The sequence below is a fragment of the Saccharothrix coeruleofusca genome, assembly GCF_014648515.1.
Classification (GTDB): domain Bacteria; phylum Actinomycetota; class Actinomycetes; order Mycobacteriales; family Pseudonocardiaceae; genus Actinosynnema; species Actinosynnema coeruleofuscum.
The window spans coordinates 64,660-84,125 of sequence record NZ_BMRG01000008.1 but is presented as its reverse complement, the minus strand read 5'-3'; the positions used below and the strand labels follow the sequence as shown (position 1 = coordinate 84,125).

The following is a 19,466-nucleotide window of genomic DNA, read 5'->3' as shown; positions in this document are numbered from 1 at the left end:
AATTAGGTGTTGATCCTCTTCTCCAGCCTGGGCACGTACGGCCACACGTACCCCCTGCTGCCATTAGCCCGCGCGGCACGCCAACAGGGCCACGAGGTCCTCTACGCCACCACCGAGGAGCTCCACCCGACGCTGCGCGCGCTCGACCTGACACCGGTCACCGCGGGAATGCCGCTCGAAGAGGCGTTCGCCCTGGCCAGCGGGGGTGCGCAGTTCCCGCCCGTGGGACCCCCACCGACCCAGGGCGAGTCGCTGGAACTGGCCGCCAAGGCGTTCACCGAGGTGCTGCCCCGGCGGCTGGCCGCCGACCTGGCCCCCGTGCTGGCCGACCGGCGCCCCGACCTGCTCGTCCACGAACTGGGCGCGCCCGGCGCGGGCCTGGCCGCCAGGGTCGCGGGCGTCCCCGCCCTGTGCCACGGCTTCGGCCGCGTCGGCCCCGCGCTGACCTGGGAAGCGGTCACCGGCCAGTTCGCGGACGTCGCCGCGGAACTGGGCGTGGCGCTGCCCTCCGAGCACGCCTTCCTCGTGGGCCACCCCTACCTCGACATCTGCCCGCCCTCCTGGCAGGACAAGGCGTTCACCCCCGCCTCCGGACGTCTCCCGCTGCGGCCGGTGGCCTTCGCCGAGCCCGGTGAGCTGCCCGCCGGGGTGGCCGAGCACGACCGCCCGCTGGTCTACCTGACGCTGGGCACCGCGTTCGGCCACGCGGACGTGCTGCGCGGGGCGCTGGCCGCCCTGGCGGCCCTGGACGTCCGGGTGCTCGTCGCGGCGGGGCCGACGGTCCAGGTCGAGGCGCTGGGCGAGGTGCCGGAGAACGTCCTGGTGCGGCAGTGGGTACCCCAGGCGCGAGTGCTGCCGCACACCGACCTGGTGGTGCACCACGGCGGCAGCGGCACGACGCTGGGCGCGCTGGCGGCGGGCGTGCCGCAACTGGTGCTGCCGCAGGGCGCGGACCAGTTCGACAACGGCGCGGCGCTGGCCGAGGCCGGGTTGGGCGAACAACTGCTCGGCCAGGAGGTCACCGCCGAGGCGATCACCGAGCGCGCCCGCGCCCTGCTGGCCGACGAGGTGGTCCGCGCCGCGGCCCGCGCGGTGGCCGCGGAGATCGCCACCATGCCGTCGCCGGAGGAAGTGGCCGCGCGGCTGCACGAGTACGCACGCTGACTCCCGGTCGACCCGCCTGTGCGCCTGTGGGCGCACAGGCGGGTCCCACCGCGCGCACAGCGGCGACACAGCCACGACCGCGAAGGTGGTCCACGTCGACCCCGAACCGCTGGGAGCAGCCGATGACCACGACCGAGCAGTCAAATCCCACCCCCGCGCCGCGGCAGACGCAGCCGTCGGGGCTGCGCAAGGGCATCGTGGCCGGGGCCGTCGCGCTGACGATCGCCGCCGGTGGCGGCGGAGTCGTCCACGCCAGCGGCAACTCGGCGTCGTCCTCCGAGGTGGGGCAGGCGCCCGCCGGTGCCGGTGATCCGCTGATCGGTGATCCGCTGATCAGCGATCTGCTGCACGGCGAGGTGCAGCGCGGCACGGTCACCGCCGTCACCGACACCTCGCTGACCGCCCGGAGCAGCGACGGCTACAGCCGGACCTACGTCATCGACGCCGGAACGGCGTTCGGCTCGCCGGGTGCTCCCGTCGAGGGCGACGCGGTGACCGTCGTGGCCGAAACCGAGGGCGGCACGGCGACCGCGGTGCGGGTCTTCGAGACGACGCAGTAGAGCGCGGGCCGGGGCTCAGCCCGCGATCCGGTCGAGCCACTCGGCCAGCAGCGCCCGCTCCGCCGCGGTGAGCGGGAGGTGGGGGTCCGCGTCCACCGCCGCCCGCAGCGCGGCCGCCCGGCTGGGCGCGGTGGCCTCGCCCGCCACGGCCTCGTCGGTGGTGATCGAGCGCAGCACGTGCTCGCGCGCCACCACCGACAGCTCCCGGTCGCGCTCCTCCGGCGGGCTGGAGATCAGGGTGAGCACGACCCCCATTCCGGTGGCGTGGACCAGTTGCGCGGCGTGCTCCACCCCCAGCCGCAGCCTGCCCGCCGCGGCGATGCGCTCGACGATGCGACGCAGCACCGCACGCGCCCGGCGTCCGGCCTCGGAAGCCGCCCCGGACCGCGGTTCGCCGTACATCAGCAGGTAGAACGCGGGCATCGACAGGCCGAACTCCACGTGCAGGTCCCACCCCCGGCGCAGGTCCTCCACCGGGTCGCCGCTGTCGCCCAGCGCGTGCTTGGAGCCCAGGTAGGTGCGGAAGCCGTAGTCGGCCACCGCGTCGAGCAGGCCGTCCTTGTCGCCGAAGAGCCGGTACAGGGTGGGTGCCTGCACCCCGGCCGCCGCGGTCACCGCGCGGGTGGACAGCGCGTCGCGCCCGCCCCGTTGCAGCAGGTCCGCCGCCGCCCGCACGAGGCGTTCCCTGGTCGTCTCAGCCATATAGCGATGATAACAGCACATTGGTAGCGCTGGTTCGGTAGCGATGATATCGTTGCGTCGTTAGCGGATGGAACATCACTTCGAGGAGCACACCATGGCACGCGTTGCGATCGTCACCGGCGGCTCGCGGGGCATCGGCCGGGAGAGCGCCGAGCGGTTGGCCGCCGACGGGTTCGCCGTCGTCGTCGTGTACGGCGGCAACGAGCAGGAGGCCCGCTCCGCCGTGGACGCCATCACCGCACGGGGTGGGCAGGCCATCGCCGTGCGGGCCGACGTCGCCGACGAGACCGCCGTCGCCGCCGTGTTCGACGCGGCGGAGGAGACCTTCGGCGGAGTGGACGCGGTCGTCCACGCGGCGGGCGTGATGGTGCTGTCGCCGGTGGCCGAACTGGACCTGGACGCGCTGGACCGGATGCACCGCACCAACATCCGGGGCACCTTCGTGGTCGCCCAGCAGGCCGCCCGCCGGGTGCGCCGGGGCGGGGCGATCATCACCTTCTCCACCTCGGTGCTCGGCCTGGCGCTGCCCGGCTACGCCGCCTACGCCGCCAGCAAGGGCGCGGTCGAGGCGATCACCCTGATCCTGGCCCGCGAGCTGCGCGGCCGCGACATCACCGTCAACGCGGTCGCGCCCGGCCCGACCGCGACCGCGCTGTTCCTGGACGGCAAGGACGAGGAGACCATCGCCAAGCTGGCCGCGCAGCCGCCGCTGGAGCGCCTGGGCACCCCCGCCGACATCGCCGAGGTCGTGTCGTTCCTGGCGGGCCCGGCCCGCTGGGTCAACGGCCAGGTCCTGCGCGCCAACGGCGGCATCGTCTGACTCCAGGCGGGATCGGTCCTGGGGCCGATCAGCCGAATCGGCCCCAGGGCCGATCCCGGACCGGGGCACCGGGTGCGATCTTCACCTCATGACGCACTGGTTCCCCGGCCGCTGGATCGGCTCGACGGCGTTGGTCCTCGGCCCGCTGCTGCTTCTCACCGGCACGCTGCTGCGAGCGCCGTTCCCCTTCTTCTTCCCCCATCAGATCGCGGCCATCGCCGAGCACCCCGGCCTGATGGCCGCCGCGCAAGCGACTTCGACGGCGGGCAACGTCCTGCTGTGCCCGGCGGTGCTCGTGCTGGTGCACCACATCGGGCGGACGCGCCCGGCACTGGCGAAGTGGGGCGGCGCTCTGGTCCTGTGTGGACTGTTCGAGCGCACCTTCCACGCGGGCGTCGACCAAGCTGCGCACCGCATGGTCCGCCACGCGGGCGCGGAGCGCGCAACGGCCCTGATCACCGAGTCCTACCAGGACTTGCACTTGTTCAGCTTCCTGTCGTTCACCGTCGTGTCCGGCTGGTTGGTGCTCGCGCTCGGCGCTCACCGCAGTCGGGTGCTGGGCACGGCGCGAGCGGTGGCGCTGGCGTTGACGAGCCTGCTGCCGATGGGAGTCCTCAAGGGCACCGAGGTGCTCTCCGTGGTCGCCACCGCGGGTCTGTGCGCGGCACTGGTCCCGGCGGGAGTGCGCCTGCTGCTCGACGGCCCGCGCCCCGACCGCCGGTCCGCGCTGCTGGCGCTGGCAGCGGTTCCCGCGCTCGGCGCGCTGGCCTTCGTGAGCACCCTGGGGTGAGCCGTCAGCCGACTTCCAGCAGCGGGACCAGCTGCTCCTCCTCGTAGGCCAGGTGCCGCTCCAGCTCGCCCGCGAGCCGCTCGACCTCCACCCGCAACGCCTCCGGCCCGGTGTCGCCCTCGGAGGTGACCCGGTGCAGGTCCGCCAGCAGTGCCGCGATCCGCTCGTGCTCCAGCGCCAACCGGTCCAGCACCGGCTTGACCTCCGGGTACCGGTCGGCGATGAACGGGAACAGGGCCACGTCCTCGCCGGTGTGGTGGTTGCGCAGGCCCTGGCAGAGGGTCAGGCAGTTGATCCGCAGCTGGGCGCCCAGCCCCGGCCCGGAGCGGGTGATCTCCTCGCGGATCAACGACAACTCGCGGCGGAAGGCTTCGTGCACGCCCTTGACCGCCTCGGCCCACGACCCGAAGGCGGGCGGCCCGCCGCCGACCTGCTTGAGCGCCACGACGGGCAGCACGCGGGTGGTCCTGGCCTGGTACTCGCCCCAGCCCGGATCGAATTCGACCGCGCGGGCGAACACGCGGTCGCGCTCCTCCCCCGCCAGGACTTCGGCTTGCGCTTCGTAGGTGAACACCCCGTCCTCCACGGTGGCGCGGGGGTCGGCCACCAGGTTGTGGAACCAGGCGGGGTGCCGGGGCGCGCCGCCCGCCGAGCCGATGACCAGCACGCGGTCGCCGTCGGGCAGGTAGCCCAGCGGGACGGTGTGCCGCTTGCCCGAACGCGCGCCGGTGGTGGTGAGCAGCAGCAGGCGGGCGCCTTCGAAGTAGCCGCCGACGCGACCCCGGTTGGCGCGGAACTCCTCGATGACCTTCTGGTTGAAATCTTCTGGCACAGGTGGTCCTTCTCCGTTGGCAAGGCATGACGACCACACCGCGGGAGCGCGCTCGACCGCGGTGGGAGGTGGGCGCGTGGCAGCGCACGCGCGGCGGCACACGCGCGGCTGTGCGCGCGTGGCGGGGTGGAAAGGTGTTGGGGGTGCGGAGAAGGCGGCCCTCGGGCCCGCCCGGCGATCACGCCGTGGCCGGGCACCCAACTCGCTCGTGGCCCAAGGCCGACCCGGCAGTCATGCGGGCAACCCTAGTGGCGCCAAGGCTTGCGGGCAATGCCGTGGTGGTCGCGGTCGCCCGCGACCACCACGTCGCCCCAGCGGAGTTGTTCCAGCGGAGTGGTTCCAGCGGCGTCGCTTCAGCGGCGTCGCGCCACCGCCCGGCGGGTGTCCTCGGCGACGAGATCGGCGTTGATCGCCGCCCCGGCGGTCAGCCCGGCCGCCGCGGAGGTGATGACCTGCGCCTGGGCGCCCGCGACGTTGCCTGCCACCCACACGCCGGGTTCCTTGGTCGCCCCGGTGGGGTCGGCGGGGATGTGGGTGCCGACGACGTGTCCCTCCACCAGCTGCTCCACCGGCTCCAGCCCGAGGCCGGCCAGCAGGTCGGCGCGCGCCCAGAAGCGGGGCCCCACCACGACGGCGCGGCGCGGCACGACCTCCCCGGAGGCCAGTCGGACACCGGTGATCCGGTCGTCCTCGACCTCCAGCGCGGCCACCTCGCCCGCCACCACCCGGACGTCGCGCGCGGCCAGCTGCTCGGCCCGCTCCGGGTCCGGCGCGTCCACGCCGTTGAGGAACAGCACCACGTCTTCGCTCCACTGCCGGAACAGCAGCGCCTGGTGCACCGCCAGCGGACCGACCGTGGCGAGCACCCCGATCGCCTGGTCGCGCACCTCGTAGCCGTGGCAGTAGGGGCAGTGCAGCACGTCCCGACCCCACCGCTGCGCCACCCCCGGCACGTCGGGCAGCTCGTCGACCAGCCCGGTGGCCACCAGCAGCCGACGCGCCACCACCTCGCGGCCGTCGGCCAGCGCCACGCGGAACCCGTCGTCGACGCGCGTGAGCGAGGTGACCGCGCCGTCGGTGAACTCGCCCCCGTAGGAAGCGACCTCGTCCCGGCCGATGGCCAGCAGCCGACCAGGCGGCGTGCCCTCCCGCCCCAGGTAGTTGTGCACGTGTCCGGCCGGGGCGTTGCGCGGTTCGCCCGAGTCCACCACCAGCACCGACCGCCGCGCCCTGCTCAGCGTCAGCGCACCGCTCAGTCCCGCCGCGCCACCGCCGACGACCACCACGTCGTAGTTCCGCTCCATCGAGCGCTCCTCTCTCGTCCGGTGCCCCCGACTATCCGCAACCCTGGCTGTTCTGACAAAATTTTTTGCCATTACCGCAATACGCTCCTCGGCCGCCCGACGCTCCCGTGCCGCGCCGGGCGGTCGGTGCCTCTAAGCTCCCCGCCCATGGCGAGGTACTTCGACGTGCACCCGGTCAACCCCCAGCGCCGAACGATCGACCAGGCCGTCGAGCTGATCCGCCAGGACGGGCTGATCGCCTACCCGACGGACTCCTGCTACGCGCTGGGCTGCCGCCTGGGCAACAAGGACGCCCTGGACCGCATCCGGCAGATCCGGCACCTGGACGACCGGCACCACTTCACCCTGATGTGCCGCGACTTCGCGCAGCTGGGACAGTTCGTGCACGTGGACAACACGGTGTTCCGGGCGGTCAAGGCGGCCACGCCGGGCAGCTACACGTTCATCCTCCCGGCCACCCGTGAGGTGCCGCGCCGCCTGCTGCACCCGAAGAAGAAGACCGTGGGCGCGCGCATCCCCGACCACCCGGTGGCGCGGGCGCTGCTGGACGCGCTGGGCGAGCCCCTGCTGTCCAGCACGCTGCTGCTGCCCGACCACGCCGAGCCGCTGGTGCAGGGCTGGGAGATCAAGGAACTGCTCGACCACGCGGTCGACGCGGTGATCGACTCCGGCGACTGCGGCACGGAGCCGACCACCGTGGTCGACTTCTCCGGCGACGAGCCGGAGGTGCTGCGCCGAGGTGCGGGCGACCCGAGCCGGTTCGAGTAGCCGCCGATCACCCCGTGCGGCGGACCGGTTGTCCGTAGAATGGACGGCGATGCGGAGCACCCTCCGCCGCTTCGCGGCGCTCGTCATGGTCCTGCCCCTGCTCGCCCTGCTGCTGGTGGTCGGCGACAGCCCGTTCCCCGAGCCGCCCGGTCCCAGCCGCGACGCGCCGACCGCGGCGGTGGCGCTGGGCGACTCGACCATGTCCGGGGAGGGCGCGGGCGACTACGAGCCGGGCACCGACGGCGAGGCGGGCAACTGGTGCCACCGATCCCGCGCCGCGCAGATCTTCAAGACGCCGATCCCGGACGTGGACCGGGTGTTCAACCTGGCCTGCTCGGGGTCGAACGCCGAGCAGGTCGGCCTGACCGACCAGGTGCGCAACACCGAGGGATCGCAGGCGCGGCAGCTGGCGGCCATCGCCCGCGAGCACCGGGTGACCGCCGTGGTGGTCGCGGTGGGCGCGAACGACGACCCGCGCTTCTCCGACGTGCTGGGCCAGTGCCTGCAGGCGTGGTTCCAGCGGCGCGCGGACTGCTCGGACGTGCTGGCCGACCAGTGGCGCGAGCGCGTGGCGCGGATGACGCCGAAGGTGGAACGCGCGCTGCGGGACATCCGGTCGGTGCTGCGCGACGAGGGCTACACCGACCGGTCCTACACGCTGGTGCTCCAGTCCTACGCCTCCCCCGTGTCGCCCGACCTGCCCGCCGGCCTGCAGAACCTGGCCGGGTGCCCGCTGCGCACCCGGGACATGCGCTGGGTCCGCGACACCGCGGTGGGCGAGCTGTCGGCCGCGCTGCGCACGGCGGCGCTGGCCACCGACGCCCGGTTCCTGGACCTGTCGCGCGCGGGCGAGGGGCACGAGGCGTGCGCGGGCGGGGACGACCAGGGCACCGAGTGGTTCACCCGGCTGACCGTGGACTTCGACGGCCTGCGCGACCAGGGGCGCGCGCCGCACGCGCTGCAGGAGTCGTTCCACCCCAACGCGCGCGGGCACGAGCAGTTCGGGCGATGCCTGGGCCAGTTCCTGGCCACCACCGACCGCGCGGCGGCCTGCGTGGCGGGTGAGGACGGCACGCTGCGCGCGGTGCCGGAGCGGGACCGCGCGCCCGCGTGACGGGGCTTGTCGGTCCCTACCGATAGCCTTCCCCCGACCAAGATCGAGGGGGGATGTCGTGAGGACTTCGTGGAAGTGGTCCGCCGCCGTGCTGGCGGTCGGGCTGGTGGTCGCGGGCGCGGGACCGGCGGGCGCGGCCGACGAGGGGCGCGTCGTGGGGTGGGTGTTCTTCGACCGCGACGGGGACCGGGGGCGCGACGCCGACGAGCCGCCCAGGGTGGGCGCGTCGGTGACCGTGCGCGGGGTCGGCTCGGGCGTCGAGCGCACGGGTGTCACCGACGGCGAGGGCCGGTTCGAGGTCGCCGGGCTGCCGCTGGGCGCCTACGACGTGACGGCCTCGGCGGCGGGCTACCGCTCGCTCGACGCCTCCAGCAGGCGGGTCGAGCTGGCGGACGCGACGCCGGTGAACGCGTGGTTCCCGCAGCAGGGCGGCGAGATCAGCGGGCGGGCCTGGCTCGACGCCGACGGCGACGGCGTGCGGGAGGGCGGCGAGTCCGCGGTGGACACGACGTTCACCCTGATCGGGCACAGTGACCACGAGGGAACGGTGTTGCGCGCGCTGCCCTCCGGCGGCGGCCAGTACGCCTTCCACGACCTGCCGGCGGGCACCTACCGGGTGGAGGCCGCCGCACCTGCGGGCACGCGGGCCACGCGGCCGTTGCGCGGTGACTGGCGGGCGGACTCCAACGTGGTCGGCACGCCGCTGTCCACGCCGCCGACGCGGCTGCCGGTGGCCTGGTGGGCCTACGACCTCGACGCCGGTTTCGCCCCCGGTTCCGGCCCGCTCAACCCCGGCCTGGTCAACGCGCTCAGCGGCTGGTGCCTGGACCAGGAGTACCCGCAGGGCACCGCCACCACCGGCGTCGGCGCCTACCACTGCAACGGCCAGGCCAACCAGCGCTGGGTGCTGCGGTGGGACTCCGCCGACACGGCGGTCGTGGTCGACGAGCTGAGCGGCTGGTGCCTGGACCAGGAGTACCCGCAGGGCACGGCGACCACGGCGGTCGGCGCGTGGCCGTGCAACGGCGGGGCCAACCAGCGCTGGCGGATGGAGCGGGACCACTACGACGACACCACGACGCTGGTCAACGCGCTCAGCGGCTGGTGCCTGGACCAGGAGTACCCGCAGGGCACCGTCACCACCGGCGTCGGCGCCTACTACTGCAACGGCCAGGCCAACCAGCGCTGGAAGTTCCAGTAGGGCCTGGTCGCAGCGCCTGGCTACAGCGTCTGGCTACAGCGTCTGGCTACAGCGCCGCGATGTCCCGCGCGGACCAGAACGGGGTGGCCTCCGCCAGGTACGCCGCCACGCGCCCGGTGTCCCAGCCGTGCGCCTCGCGCAGCCCGGTGGCCAGCATCCGCAGGTAGGCCGCCGAGGGCGCGGTGTGCTCGACCTCGGCGGCGCGCCACGGCGCGGTGAAGGTCAGCGCGGGGCGGCCGTCGCGGTCGCCGAGGTGGACCAGCGTCTCGTACCGGCCGGGCCCGAGCTGGGCCCGGCCGGTGGCCAGCACCTCGGACAGGTCCAGGTCCACGCCCGGTTCCCGGTACATCTCCTGCGAGGCCACGTCGGCGAACTGCCCGGCGGTGACCAGGTAGGCGCGCGCGGCGGTGGTGCCGGGCAGGTCGGGGTCGAAGAACGCCCGACCGCCGTCCCAGACCGGCGAGTGGGTGGCGAAGTAGATGCCGCCCGCCATCTCCCAGCCGGTCACCGCGCGCGGCGGGCGGGGGTCGCGGCAGCCGGGGTAGCCGCGGGTGGCGCCGACCGGCACTCCCCCGGCGAGGTAGCAGCCGAACCGCTCGGCCCGCATGTTGGAGCCGTAGCTGACGTACCAGACCAGGTCGGGTCCGCTCAGCCGGGCCACTCGTCCTCCAGCATGGCGTAGATCATCTCGTCGCCCCAGCCGCCCTTGAACCACTCGTTGTGCCGGAAGTGCGCCTCGCGCCGCATCCCCAGCCGCTCCATCACCCGCCACGACGCCTCGTTGCGCGCGTCGCAGGAGGCGGTCACCCGGTGCAGGCCCAGGTTCTCGAAGGCCAGCCGCAGCATCGCCCGCGACGCCTCGGTGGCGTAGCCGCGACCGTGGTGGTCGGGGTGCAGGATGTAGCCGATCTCGCCCTGCCGGTGCTCCCGGCTGTGCCACTTGAGCACCGTCTCGCCGATGACCTCGTCCCCGCGCTGCAGCGCCAGCGCCAGGTGCTGGCCCTCCTCGGACGGCCAGGTCACCGAGCACTTGAGCGCCAGGCTCTCCGCGGTCTGCTCGTGGGTGCGGGGCCCGCCGTAGAGGTAGCGCACCACGTCCGGGCGGGACTGCCAGGAGTGCAGGGCCGCGTGGTCGGCCGGGGTGAAGGGACGCAGCAGCAGGCGTTCGGTCCGGATCGGGTAGTCGGGTTTGGCCACACCGCCACGCTAGTGCGCGCGGACGTGGTTGGTCGCGCGATAAACGCGGTGCGGTGCGGGACGAGTGCGCGACGGCCGGTTCGTCGGGTACCGGCCGTCCACTCAGGTCACAGGTCCGCCAGCGCGGTGATCGGCGACTCGACGCAGTCGGCCACGAAGCGCAGGAACCCGCCCGCCGTGCCGCCGTCGCACACCCGGTGGTCGAAGGCCAGCGTCAGCTGCCCGACCTTGCGCACCGCCAGCTGCCCGTCCACCGCCCACGGCCGGTCCACGATCCGGCCGATGCCCAGGATCGCCGCCTCCGGGTGGTTGATGATCGCCGCCGAGCCGTCCACGCCGAACACGCCGTAGTTGTTGACGGTGAAGGTGCCGCCGGTCAGCGCGGCGGGGGTGAGCGTGCCCGCGCGCGCCGAGGCGGTGTGGGCCGCGATCGCCGCCGCCAGCTCGGCGGTGGTCAGGGTGTGCGCGTCGCGCACCACCGGCACGACCAGGCCCCGGTCGGTCTGGGCCGCGAAGCCCAGGTGGACCTCGTCGAGCACGACCACCTCGTCGCCCTCGACCCGCGAGTTCAGCTCGGGGAACTTCTTCAGCCCCAGCACGGTGAACCGGGCCAGCAGCGCCAGCAGCGACACCGACGGCAGCGCCGCGCGGGCCTGCAACAGGCCGGTGGCGTCCACGTCCACCCACACGGTGGCCTCGGGGATCTCGCGGCGCGAGGTGGCCAGCTTGCGCGCGATCGCGCCGCGCGGGCCGCGCAGCGGGATGCGCCTGCCACCAGTGGGCGCGGCGGTGGGCTCGGCGGTGCGGGCGGCCAGTTCCCGCTCCACGTCGACGCGGCGGATGACGCCGCCGGGCCCGGTGCCCCGGATGCGCTCCAGCGCCAGGCCGTTCTCCTTGGCCAGGCGGCGCACCAGCGGGGAGATGACGCCGGGGTTGCCGGACGGGGCCTCCTCGACGGGGCCCTTTTCGATGGGAACTGCCTCGGCGGGAGCCGCCTGCGCGGGGATGCTCGGCGCCTGCGGTGCGGGCACGCGGGCCCCCGCCCGGCGCCTGCGGCGCGGCGCGGCGGACGTGCCGTAGCCGATGAGCACGTTGCCGCTGCGACCACCGGACGGCTCTGGCTCGCCGACGGTCAGCAGCACCGACCCCACGGCCAGCTTCTCCCCCGGTTCGCCGAACCGGGCGCTCACCACGCCCTCGAACGGGCAGGGCACCTCCACGACGGCCTTGGCCGTCTCCACCTCCACCACGGGCTGGTCGACCACCACCCGGTCGCCGACCGACACCAGCCAGGTCACGATCTCGCCCTCGGTCAGGCCCTCGCCGAGGTCGGGCAGCCGGAAGTCAGGCACCGCGCACCACCACCCGGTCGTCCCACTGCAGCCGGTCGATCGCGTCGAGGACGCGGTCCACGCCGGGCAGGTGGTGCTTCTCCAGCTTCGGCGGCGGGTAGGGGATGTCGAAACCGGTCACCCGCAGCACGGGGGCGTGCAGGTGGTGGAAGCAGCGCTCGGTCACCCGCGCCACGACCTCCGCGCCGTAGCCGCCGAACCCGGACGCCTCGTGCACCACCACGGCCCGCCCGGTCCGGCGCACCGACGCGCACACGGTCTCGTCGTCGAACGGCGACAGGCTGCGCAGGTCGACCACCTCGACGTCCCAGCCCTCCTCGCGGGCGGCCTCGGCGGTCTCCAGCGCGGTGGCGACCATCGGCCCGTAGGCGATCAGCGTCACGTCGCGGCCGTGGCGGCGCACCACGGCCCGGTCGAACGCCGCCGCCGGGCCGCCGTGCAGCGGCCCCTTGGTCCAGTAGCGGCGCTTGGGTTCGAGGAACACCACCGGGTCGGGCGAGTCGATCGCGTCGCGCAGCAGCCGGTAGGCGTCGTCCGGGGTGCCGGGGGTGACCACGCGCAGGCCGGGGGTGTGGGTGTAGTAGGCCTCCGAGGAGTCGCAGTGGTGCTCCACCCCGCCGATGCCGCCGCCGTAGGGCACCCGGATGACCACCGGCACCTCGACCCGGCCGCGGGTGCGGTTGCGCAGCTTGGCCAGGTGGCTGGTGATCTGCTCGAACGCCGGGTAGGCGAAGGCGTCGAACTGCATCTCCACCACCGGGCGCAGGCCGTTCATGGCCATGCCGATGGCGGTGCCGACGATGCCGGACTCGGCCAGCGGGGTGTCGAACACCCGCCGCTCGCCGAAGCGGGCCGCCAGCCCGTCGGTCACCCGGAACACCCCGCCCAGCGCGCCCACGTCCTCGCCGAAGACCAGCACGCGCTCGTCGGCCTCCAGCGCGTCGGCCAGCGCCCGGTTGAGCGCGGCCGCCATGGACACCACGGTCGTGCCCGTGGTCGTGCCCGTGGTCATGCCAGCTCCCGCGCCAGCTGCGCCGCCTGCTCGCGCAGGTGGGTGGTGGGTTCGGCGTAGACGTGGGCGAACAGCTCCGCCGGGTCGGTCTCCACGTCGGCGTTGAGCTGCTCGCGCACCCGCGCGGCGAACGCCTCGGCCTCCTCGGCCAGCGCCCGCTTGCCCGCGGCGTCGAGCAGACCGCGCGAGACCAGGTGCGCCTCCAGGCGGTCCACCGGGTCGCGGTCCAGCCAGGCGGCGACCTCGTCGGCGTCGCGGTAGCGGGTGGCGTCGTCGGCGTTGGTGTGCGCCTCGATGCGGTAGGTGATCGCCTCGACCAGCGTCGGCCCGTCCGCGCGCAGCGCCTCGCGCACCACCGCGTAGACCGCGGCGGCGTCGTTGCCGTCCACCAGCACCGACGGCACGCCGTAGCCGATGCCCTTGTGCGCCAGCGAGGGCGCGGCGGTCTGCTTGCTCAGCGGCACGCTGATGGCGTAGCCGTTGTTCTGCACCAGGAACACCACCGGCGTCCGCCACACGCCCGCGAAGTTCAGCGCCTCGTGGGTGTCGCCCTCGCTGGTCGCGCCGTCGCCCAGCATCACCAGCGCGGCGGTGTCCTCGCCCTTGAGCCGGGCCGCGTGCGCGAAGCCCACGGCGTGCGGGGTGTTGGTCGCCAGCGGCGTGCACTGCGGGCCGACCCGGTGCTCGTGCGGGTCGTAGCCCAGGTGCCAGTCGCCCCGCAGCAGGGTCAGCGCCCCGGCCGGGTCCACGCCCCTGGTCACCAGCGCCACCGAGTCCCGGTAGGTGGGGAACAGCCAGTCCTGCTCGCGCAGCGCCAGCACCGCGCCGACCTGGCACGCCTCCTGCCCGCGCGAGGACGGGTAGACCGCCAGCCTGCCCTGCTTGGTCAGCGCGGTTGCCTGGGTGTCGAACCGGCGGCCGATCACCATGTGCCGGTGCAGCCGCACCAGCACGTCGTCGTCGGGCATCTCCAGCGGCGAGTCCTCGACCGGCGAGCCGTCCTTGCGCAGCAACGACAACGGCTCCTCCGAGGGGAGCAGCGTCCGCTCCCGCTCGGGTGCGCGCAGGCGGGCCATGGGCACCTCCGGAACTGGTGGAACGCGGTGCCTGGCATGATCCGGCTCACACCGACCGATCTTCCAGTTCCGGATGGACAATCCGGACGGATGGCCGCGCGATCGGGTTACAGTCGGCCACATGACGCCCAGCGCTGGACGAACGGCTCCGCTCGACACCACGGACCGCCGCATCGTGGAGGCGCTGCGCGCGGAGGGCAGGCTGTCGATGCGGGCGCTGGCCGAGCGGCTGCACATCTCCCGCGCCAGCGCGTACTCGCGGGTGGAGCGGCTGCACCGGGACGGGGTGATCACCGGCTACTCGGCGGTGGTGGACCCGGAGCGCTACGGCTACGGCATCTCCGCCTACGTCTACCTCAAGATCAGCCAGCACTCGTGGAAGGCGGTGCGCCAGCGGGTGCTGGAGATCCCCGAGGTCTGGCACGGGGCGCTGGTCTCCGGCGACTACGACCTGGTGCTGCTGGTGCGTGCGCCGGACGCGCACAGCCTGCGCGACCTGGTGCTGACCCGGTTGCAGACCATGCCGGACGTGACCTCCAGCCACACCGTGCTGATCCTCGACGAACTGCCCGCCGAAGCCCACCAGCCACGGCTGTGAAACCGTCAATTCCGACAACAGCCCCGACAACGGCAGAGCGCCCCCGCCCCCACCGGAGTGGGAGCGGGGGCGTTCGCCTATGCGCCGCGACGGGTGCGGCACCCGGCGATGCCGCCGTTTACCGCCGGGTGCGTTGTCCGGGCGGCGCATGTCACCCGCGATGACCGGAGCATTCGGGTCACGCGGGGTGTCGAGGGGTCACCAGCCGAAGTTCTGGGTCCAGTAGATTCCGTAGGAACCACCCCTGGCCATGCCCGCGCCAATCGCCTTGAGCCCGCAGTTGAGGATGTTCGCGCGGTGGCCCGCGGAATTCATCCAGCCCTTCACCACGTCCTCGGGCGTGCGCTGGCCCGCGGCGATGTTCTCCGCGCCGGGGGTGGGGTAGCCCGCGGCCTTGATCCGGTCGACGAACGAGCGGCCGTCCTTGGACACGTGGCTGAAGTAGTTCTGCGCGGCCATGTCGGCGCTGTGCGCGCGGGCGGCCTTGGCCAGTCGCGGGTCGGCGGCCAGCGCGGGGCAGCCGTTGCGGGCGCGTTCGGCGTTGGTCAGCTCGACCACCCTGGCCTCGGCGATGTCGGCTTCGCCCTGGGCCTTCGTGGTGGTGACCGGCGGCTTCGCGGCGACCGTCGTCGTGGTGGCGGTGACGGCAGGTGGCCTGCTGGTCGTGGTGGTGGCGGCGGCGACCGTCGTCGTGGTGGTCGTCGGCTCGGCGGTCGTGGTGCTCGTCGTCGTGGTCGTGCTCGTCGTCGTGGTGGTGCCGCTGGTGATCGTCGTGGTGCTCGTGGTCGGGGTGGCGCTGGGCTGTAACGGGGCGCGGGTGGTCGTGGTGGCGGTGGCGCCCACGAGCCCGATCGACTCCGGCTCCTCACAACCGGTCAGTGCCAGCAGGGCGAAGGCGGCGACGGGCAGTGCGGTGCTCTTGCGCGACACGCGAAAACCTCATCTGCGTTCGACAGCGATTTTCGGGCGCGGCGACCGCGACTGCGCTCTATGCAGGGTAGCGCACGCGGTCGCCGCACCAGAGTGGAATGGGGTCGACCGGTCGAGCGTTGGGAGCGCCGCGATCGGCCCCATTTCCTGGAAACAACTTTATCGAGCTTCGCGGAAATGTCAACAGGCATTTATTTATGGAAGATTTAAAGTTGTCATCAGGTTCGGGAAAGGCCGCTCGGGTCAGACTGGAGCGTCATCCAGCCGGGTCAGCCGCAGCTGCACGCGCGTGCCGCCCAGCGGGCCTCGGTCGACCACCAGCGAGCCCCCGGTGGACTCCGCGGCGCGGCGCGCGATGTCCAGGCCCAGGCCGGTCGAGCCCGCGCCGCTGCTGCCCCGCCGCAGCGCGGCCTCCAGGTCGGCGATGCCGGGACCGGCGTCCTCGATCACCACGATCACCCGGTCGGCCTGGTGGAACAGCGCCACCACGAACCCGGTGCCCTCGGGGGTGTGCCGGAAGACGTTGCCCAGCACGGCGTCCATCGCCGCGGCCAGGTCGCTGCGGGTCAGCGGCACCAGCGCGGGCCGCTCGACGCCGCGCAGGTTCCACAGTCGCTGCTGGTCGTCGGCCAGCGCGGACCAGAACACCAGCCGGTCGCGCACCACCTCCGCGGCGTCGCAGCGCGTGCCCGCCGGGTCGTCCAGCTCCCGGCGGGCCGCCCGGATCAGCTCGTTGACCTCGCGCTCGAGCGCGTGCACGGCTTGCCGGACCCGGTTGGCGCCGCTGTCGGCGCCCAGCGTCTCCGAGTCCAGCCGCAGCGCGGTCAGCGGGGTACGCAGCCGGTGCGACAGGTCGGCCAGCACCTCGCGCTCGGCGGTGACGAGCTGGCCCAGCCGGTCGGCCATCCGGTTGAACGCGCCGCCGACCTCCACCAGCTCCGGTGGGCCGGTGGGCGTGACGCGGGCGGCCAGGTCGCCCTGCTCCATCTTGCGCGCCTGGTCGGCCAGCGCCCGCGACGCCTTGACCACCCGCGCGCCCAGCCGGTCGGCGACCAGCACCGAGCCCAGCACCAGGGTCACCGCGACCCCGCTGAGCGCCAGCCACGCCTGCGTGACGCCGCGGGCCAGCTCCTCCCGCGCCACGAACGCCTCGACCACCACGACCCGGCCCCGGTCCAGCACCACCGGCTGGACGTGCACCCGGCCGTCCGGGACCTCGGCGACGAACGCCCGCCCCTCCCGCGCGGCGGTGCGCAGCTGCTCCTCGGTCGCCTTGCCCGAGCCGACCACCCGCCCGCCGCCCAGGTGCACCGCGACCTGCCCGTCGCTGCCCGCCAGCGCCTGCCGCACCGCCGCCGGGTCGTCGGTGATCACCAGCACCGGGGCCAGCGCCCCGGCCCGCCGCTCGGCGTCGGCCAGCGCCCGGTCCTCGGCGAGCTGGCGCACCACCAGGGCCAGTGGGATGAGGAAGGCCAGCGCCACCATGGAGGTGACCGCGAGCGAGACCAGCGCCAGCGACTTCCTCACGCGGTCGTCCTCATCCGGCGGCCGTCAGCTTGAAGCCGACCCCGCGCACGGTGTGCAGGTAGCGCGGCTGGGCGGCCCGCTCGCCGAGCTTGCGGCGCAGCCACGACAGGTGCACGTCCAGCGTCTGGTCGTCGCGGCCGGACAGGTTCCACAGGTTGGCCAGCAGCTCGGCGCGCGGCACCACCTTGCCCTGCCGGGCGGCCAGGTAGGCCAGCAGGTCGAACTCCTTGCGGGTCAGGTTGAGCTCCCGGTCGCCCAGCCGGGCCTCGCGCCGGTCCAGGTCGATGACCAGCTCGCCGATCCGCAGCGGCCCCGGCGGCGGCTCCCGGCGGGCGCGGCGCAGCACCGCCGACAGCCGGGCGGCCAGGTGCTCGCTGGAGAACGGCTTGACCAGGTAGTCGTCCGCGCCCGCGTTGAGCAGCCGCACGATCTCCTTCTCGTCGTCGCGGGCGGTGGCCACGATGACCGGGGTGTCGCAGACGCCGCGCATCATCCGCAGCGCGTCGGCCCCGTCCACGTCGGGCAGGCCGAGGTCGAGCACGACGAGGTCGAAGGTGGCGGCGGTGATCTCCCGCAGCGCCTCCAGCGCCGTGCCCACCGGCAGGACCGCGTGGCCGAGCCCGGTCAGGGCTCGGGTCACGGCGGAGCGCACCACCGCGTCGTCCTCCACGAGCAGCACCGAAACCATGGCGCGCACGGTAACGCGAGAACTCTTCGCGCCGGGGCGGGGGCGGAGGAGCGCTCGGCACCCGGCTGGTCGGACACCGCTACTTGAACACCGCTACTTGAACACCGCGCCGCCACCGTCGACGAAGATGTTGGCCCCGGTCACGTAGCTGGCCCTGGGCGAGGCCAGGAACAGGATCACCTCGGCGATCTCCGACGCCGAGGCCACCCGCCCCAGCAGCGCGATCGCGGCCCTCGGGTCCGTGCCGTCAGCGGCCTCGGTCATCGCGCCGTCGGTGGTGACCGGCCCAGGGGTCACGGTGTTGACCCGCACCCCGGCGAACTCCAGCGCCCACGTCCGGGTCAGCGACTCCAGCGCCGCCTTGGTCGCGCTGTAGGCCGACGTGCCGGGGAAGGCGCGGGCGGCGGCCAGCGACGAGATGTTGACGATGCTGCCGGAGCCGCGCTCGACCATCTTCGGCGCCAGTGCGGCGGTGAGGAAGTACGGCGCGCGCACGTTGATGTCGAACATGAGCTGGTAGCCGGCCAGGTCCTGCTCGAAGGTCGACGCGGCCGGGAAGACGCCCGCGTTGTTGACCAGGACGTCGACCTCCCCCGCCGACTCCGCGAGCTCGCGCACCGAGTCCAGGTCCGCCAGGTCCGCTTGGACGTACTCGGCCCGCCCACCGCGCGCTTCGATGTCGGCGACCACCGCCTTGCCGCGTTCGGCGTCCCGCCCGGACACCACCACGGCAGCGCCGGCGCCCGCCAGCAGCAGGGCCGTCTCGCGCCCGATGCCCGAGGTGCTCCCGGTGACCAGGGCGCGCTGGTTCGCCAACTCCATGACCCAACCCCTTGTTGTTCGATATTCGGTGAACATCGAACAAGCTAGCGACTTCGTTCGAAGTTCGCAAACCATCGAACGGTTATCATGGTCCACGTGCGCCACAGGGAACCCCCGCCCGCCGTCGACCAGCTGCGCCTGACCGACGTGCTGGCCGCGCTGAGCGACCCGCTGCGCGTGGGACTGGTCCGACAACTGGCCAACGGCGAGGAGCGCTGCTTCAGCGAGTTCAACGTCCCCGTGGCCAAGTCCACGCTGAGCCACCACCTGTGCACGCTGCGCGGCGCGGGCCTGACCGACACCCGAGGCGAGGGCACGCGCTCCTACGTGCGGCTGCGCCGCGAGGACATCGAGGCCCGCTTCCCGAACCTGCTCGACGCCGTGCTGGACGCCGCCGACCGCGACGACGTGGGCAACCACGTCAGCGTGTCGTCCGGTCCGGCGTGAGCCGGGGCCTGTACCTGGCCGCGTGGTCGGCGTCGACCGCCGTCGCGGTCGGGCTGTCCTGGCTGGGCATCCGGTTCGTGCTGGACGCGGGCGTGCCGGAACGACCGCGCGTGGTGGCCGGACCGGTGCAGCACTCGTCGCTGGTCGCCACCACGACCACCACCACCACCACGACCGCGGTCACGACCACCACGGCCGCCGTCCCGACCCCCGCCTCCCGGCCCACGACCACCACCACCGGCATCACGACCACCACCACCACCACGACGGCCACCCAGCCGCTGCCGTCGGAGGAAGGCACCTGGACCGAGATCGACGGCAAACCCGCCTACCTGCGCAGCTTCACCACCCAGGGCGGGGTGGCCTCGGTGCGCTTCTCCCCCGGCGCGATGCAGCCGATCTCGGCCACCCCGCGCCAGGGCTACGCCGCCAGCGTCGAACTGCCCGCGGACGCGGTGGTGGTCGTGTTCACCGGCTCGGGCCGCACCTCGCGCCTGGAGGCCAGCTGGCACGACGGCCCGGTGTGGCGGGTCCTGGAGTCCTGAGCCGCCCGACCACGCGG

22 protein-coding genes are annotated in these 19,466 nt (G+C 73.7%); 10 read left to right on the top strand and 12 right to left on the bottom strand.

What is annotated here, in order from left to right:
• Positions 1–6: 6 nt before the first annotated feature.
• Together IEZ00_RS20795 and IEZ00_RS20790 are read left to right on the top strand one after the other, a co-directional pair.
• A complete protein-coding gene (locus tag IEZ00_RS20795) occupies positions 7–1,164 on the top strand; it encodes a glycosyltransferase (protein WP_189224969.1) in 1,158 nt (385 codons plus the stop codon).
• Between the two features lie 122 nt (positions 1,165–1,286).
• Positions 1,287–1,724 carry a hypothetical protein gene (locus tag IEZ00_RS20790; protein ID WP_189224968.1) on the top strand — a complete coding sequence of 146 codons (438 nt, stop codon included), beginning with the start codon at positions 1,287–1,289 and terminating at the stop codon, positions 1,722–1,724.
• A 15-nt stretch (positions 1,725–1,739) separates the two neighbouring features.
• On the opposite strand, the gene IEZ00_RS20785 is transcribed toward IEZ00_RS20790, so the two are convergent.
• Positions 1,740–2,426, bottom strand: a complete 687-nt coding sequence (locus tag IEZ00_RS20785; RefSeq protein WP_189224967.1) for a TetR/AcrR family transcriptional regulator — start codon at positions 2,424–2,426, stop codon at positions 1,740–1,742.
• 94 nt (positions 2,427–2,520) lie between these two features.
• Here IEZ00_RS20785 and IEZ00_RS20780 point away from each other — a divergent pair, with 94 nt between their 5' ends.
• Both IEZ00_RS20780 and IEZ00_RS20775 read left to right on the top strand, forming a co-directional pair.
• Entirely contained in the window at positions 2,521–3,246 is a 726-nt protein-coding gene (locus IEZ00_RS20780) for an SDR family oxidoreductase (protein ID WP_189224966.1), read from the top strand.
• Positions 3,247–3,334: 88 nt separating this feature from the next.
• Positions 3,335–4,036: a hypothetical protein gene (locus IEZ00_RS20775; protein WP_189224965.1), complete on the top strand. Its 702-nt coding sequence runs from the start codon at positions 3,335–3,337 to the stop codon at positions 4,034–4,036.
• A 4-nt stretch (positions 4,037–4,040) separates the two neighbouring features.
• On the opposite strand, the gene IEZ00_RS20770 is transcribed toward IEZ00_RS20775, so the two are convergent.
• Together IEZ00_RS20770 and IEZ00_RS20765 are read right to left on the bottom strand one after the other, a co-directional pair.
• Positions 4,041–4,868, bottom strand: a complete 828-nt coding sequence (locus IEZ00_RS20770) for a nitroreductase/quinone reductase family protein (protein ID WP_189224964.1) — start codon at positions 4,866–4,868, stop codon at positions 4,041–4,043.
• A gap of 353 nt (positions 4,869–5,221) precedes the next feature.
• A complete protein-coding gene (locus IEZ00_RS20765) occupies positions 5,222–6,172 on the bottom strand; it encodes an NAD(P)/FAD-dependent oxidoreductase (protein WP_189224963.1) in 951 nt (316 codons plus the stop codon).
• A 147-nt stretch (positions 6,173–6,319) separates the two neighbouring features.
• Between IEZ00_RS20765 and IEZ00_RS20760 the strand changes: the two genes are divergently transcribed.
• The 3 genes from IEZ00_RS20760 to IEZ00_RS20750 are packed head-to-tail and all read left to right on the top strand — an operon-like array spanning position 6,320 to position 9,255.
• Entirely contained in the window at positions 6,320–6,940 is a 621-nt protein-coding gene (locus IEZ00_RS20760) for an L-threonylcarbamoyladenylate synthase (protein WP_189224962.1), read from the top strand.
• Between the two features lie 49 nt (positions 6,941–6,989).
• A complete protein-coding gene (locus IEZ00_RS20755) occupies positions 6,990–8,054 on the top strand; it encodes a GDSL-type esterase/lipase family protein (RefSeq protein WP_189224961.1) in 1,065 nt (354 codons plus the stop codon).
• A 58-nt stretch (positions 8,055–8,112) separates the two neighbouring features.
• The gene (locus IEZ00_RS20750) at positions 8,113–9,255 is read left to right on the top strand and encodes an RICIN domain-containing protein (RefSeq protein WP_189224960.1); all 1,143 of its coding nucleotides are present in this window, start codon (positions 8,113–8,115) and stop codon (positions 9,253–9,255) included.
• Positions 9,256–9,301: 46 nt separating this feature from the next.
• Here the strand turns inward: IEZ00_RS20750 and IEZ00_RS20745 are convergent, their stop codons facing one another.
• The 5 genes from IEZ00_RS20745 to pdhA form a co-directional block, all read right to left on the bottom strand.
• Positions 9,302–9,916: a histone deacetylase gene (locus IEZ00_RS20745; RefSeq protein WP_229795951.1), complete on the bottom strand. Its 615-nt coding sequence runs from the start codon at positions 9,914–9,916 to the stop codon at positions 9,302–9,304.
• Positions 9,904–10,452, bottom strand: coding sequence for a GNAT family N-acetyltransferase (locus tag IEZ00_RS20740; RefSeq protein ID WP_189224959.1), 549 nt, complete (start codon positions 10,450–10,452; stop codon positions 9,904–9,906). The genes IEZ00_RS20745 and IEZ00_RS20740 overlap by 13 nt, the downstream gene beginning before the upstream one ends.
• Before the next feature lie 107 nt (positions 10,453–10,559).
• Positions 10,560–11,804 (bottom strand): dihydrolipoamide acetyltransferase family protein, encoded by a 1,245-nt coding sequence (locus IEZ00_RS20735; protein ID WP_189224958.1) that lies wholly within the window; start codon positions 11,802–11,804, stop codon positions 10,560–10,562.
• Entirely contained in the window at positions 11,797–12,816 is a 1,020-nt protein-coding gene (locus IEZ00_RS20730) for an alpha-ketoacid dehydrogenase subunit beta (RefSeq protein ID WP_229795950.1), read from the bottom strand. The genes IEZ00_RS20735 and IEZ00_RS20730 overlap by 8 nt, the downstream gene beginning before the upstream one ends.
• A complete protein-coding gene (gene pdhA, locus IEZ00_RS20725; protein ID WP_189224957.1) occupies positions 12,813–13,892 on the bottom strand; it encodes a pyruvate dehydrogenase (acetyl-transferring) E1 component subunit alpha in 1,080 nt (359 codons plus the stop codon). The genes IEZ00_RS20730 and pdhA overlap by 4 nt, the downstream gene beginning before the upstream one ends.
• Before the next feature lie 121 nt (positions 13,893–14,013).
• Here pdhA and IEZ00_RS20720 point away from each other — a divergent pair, with 121 nt between their 5' ends.
• Positions 14,014–14,490 carry an Lrp/AsnC family transcriptional regulator gene (locus tag IEZ00_RS20720; RefSeq protein ID WP_189224956.1) on the top strand — a complete coding sequence of 159 codons (477 nt, stop codon included), beginning with the start codon at positions 14,014–14,016 and terminating at the stop codon, positions 14,488–14,490.
• A gap of 198 nt (positions 14,491–14,688) precedes the next feature.
• On the opposite strand, the gene IEZ00_RS20715 is transcribed toward IEZ00_RS20720, so the two are convergent.
• The 4 genes from IEZ00_RS20715 to IEZ00_RS20700 all read right to left on the bottom strand — a co-directional run bounded on the left by IEZ00_RS20715 (position 14,689) and on the right by IEZ00_RS20700 (position 18,457).
• The gene (locus IEZ00_RS20715) at positions 14,689–15,420 is read right to left on the bottom strand and encodes a CAP domain-containing protein (protein ID WP_189224955.1); all 732 of its coding nucleotides are present in this window, start codon (positions 15,418–15,420) and stop codon (positions 14,689–14,691) included.
• A 243-nt stretch (positions 15,421–15,663) separates the two neighbouring features.
• Positions 15,664–16,947 carry a HAMP domain-containing sensor histidine kinase gene (locus IEZ00_RS20710; RefSeq protein WP_189224954.1) on the bottom strand — a complete coding sequence of 428 codons (1,284 nt, stop codon included), beginning with the start codon at positions 16,945–16,947 and terminating at the stop codon, positions 15,664–15,666.
• A gap of 10 nt (positions 16,948–16,957) precedes the next feature.
• Complete coding sequence (locus IEZ00_RS20705; RefSeq protein ID WP_189224953.1) at positions 16,958–17,635, bottom strand: response regulator transcription factor; 678 nt, start codon at positions 17,633–17,635, stop codon at positions 16,958–16,960.
• A 93-nt stretch (positions 17,636–17,728) separates the two neighbouring features.
• A complete protein-coding gene (locus tag IEZ00_RS20700) occupies positions 17,729–18,457 on the bottom strand; it encodes an SDR family NAD(P)-dependent oxidoreductase (RefSeq protein ID WP_189224952.1) in 729 nt (242 codons plus the stop codon).
• Positions 18,458–18,544: 87 nt separating this feature from the next.
• Here IEZ00_RS20700 and IEZ00_RS20695 point away from each other — a divergent pair, with 87 nt between their 5' ends.
• Together IEZ00_RS20695 and IEZ00_RS20690 are read left to right on the top strand one after the other, a co-directional pair.
• Positions 18,545–18,904 carry an ArsR/SmtB family transcription factor gene (locus tag IEZ00_RS20695; RefSeq protein WP_189224951.1) on the top strand — a complete coding sequence of 120 codons (360 nt, stop codon included), beginning with the start codon at positions 18,545–18,547 and terminating at the stop codon, positions 18,902–18,904.
• Complete coding sequence (locus IEZ00_RS20690) at positions 18,901–19,449, top strand: hypothetical protein (protein ID WP_189224950.1); 549 nt, start codon at positions 18,901–18,903, stop codon at positions 19,447–19,449. Before IEZ00_RS20695 ends, IEZ00_RS20690 begins: the two co-directional genes overlap by 4 nt.
• Positions 19,450–19,466: the final 17 nt, after the last annotated feature.

Coding starts and splice junctions, on each gene's coding strand:
- IEZ00_RS20790 (WP_189224968.1), top strand. CDS start 1,287: ATGACCACGACCGAGCAGTCAAATCCCACCCCCGCGCCGCGGCAGACG.
- IEZ00_RS20785 (WP_189224967.1), bottom strand. CDS start 2,426: ATGGCTGAGACGACCAGGGAACGCCTCGTGCGGGCGGCGGCGGACCTG.
- IEZ00_RS20780 (WP_189224966.1), top strand. CDS start 2,521: ATGGCACGCGTTGCGATCGTCACCGGCGGCTCGCGGGGCATCGGCCGG.
- IEZ00_RS20775 (WP_189224965.1), top strand. CDS start 3,335: ATGACGCACTGGTTCCCCGGCCGCTGGATCGGCTCGACGGCGTTGGTC.
- IEZ00_RS20765 (WP_189224963.1), bottom strand. CDS start 6,172: ATGGAGCGGAACTACGACGTGGTGGTCGTCGGCGGTGGCGCGGCGGGA.
- IEZ00_RS20760 (WP_189224962.1), top strand. CDS start 6,320: ATGGCGAGGTACTTCGACGTGCACCCGGTCAACCCCCAGCGCCGAACG.
- IEZ00_RS20755 (WP_189224961.1), top strand. CDS start 6,990: ATGCGGAGCACCCTCCGCCGCTTCGCGGCGCTCGTCATGGTCCTGCCC.
- IEZ00_RS20730 (WP_229795950.1), bottom strand. CDS start 12,816: ATGACCACGGGCACGACCACGGGCACGACCGTGGTGTCCATGGCGGCC.
- pdhA (WP_189224957.1), bottom strand. CDS start 13,892: ATGGCCCGCCTGCGCGCACCCGAGCGGGAGCGGACGCTGCTCCCCTCG.
- IEZ00_RS20720 (WP_189224956.1), top strand. CDS start 14,014: ATGACGCCCAGCGCTGGACGAACGGCTCCGCTCGACACCACGGACCGC.
- IEZ00_RS20705 (WP_189224953.1), bottom strand. CDS start 17,635: ATGGTTTCGGTGCTGCTCGTGGAGGACGACGCGGTGGTGCGCTCCGCC.
- IEZ00_RS20700 (WP_189224952.1), bottom strand. CDS start 18,457: ATGGAGTTGGCGAACCAGCGCGCCCTGGTCACCGGGAGCACCTCGGGC.
- IEZ00_RS20695 (WP_189224951.1), top strand. CDS start 18,545: ATGGTCCACGTGCGCCACAGGGAACCCCCGCCCGCCGTCGACCAGCTG.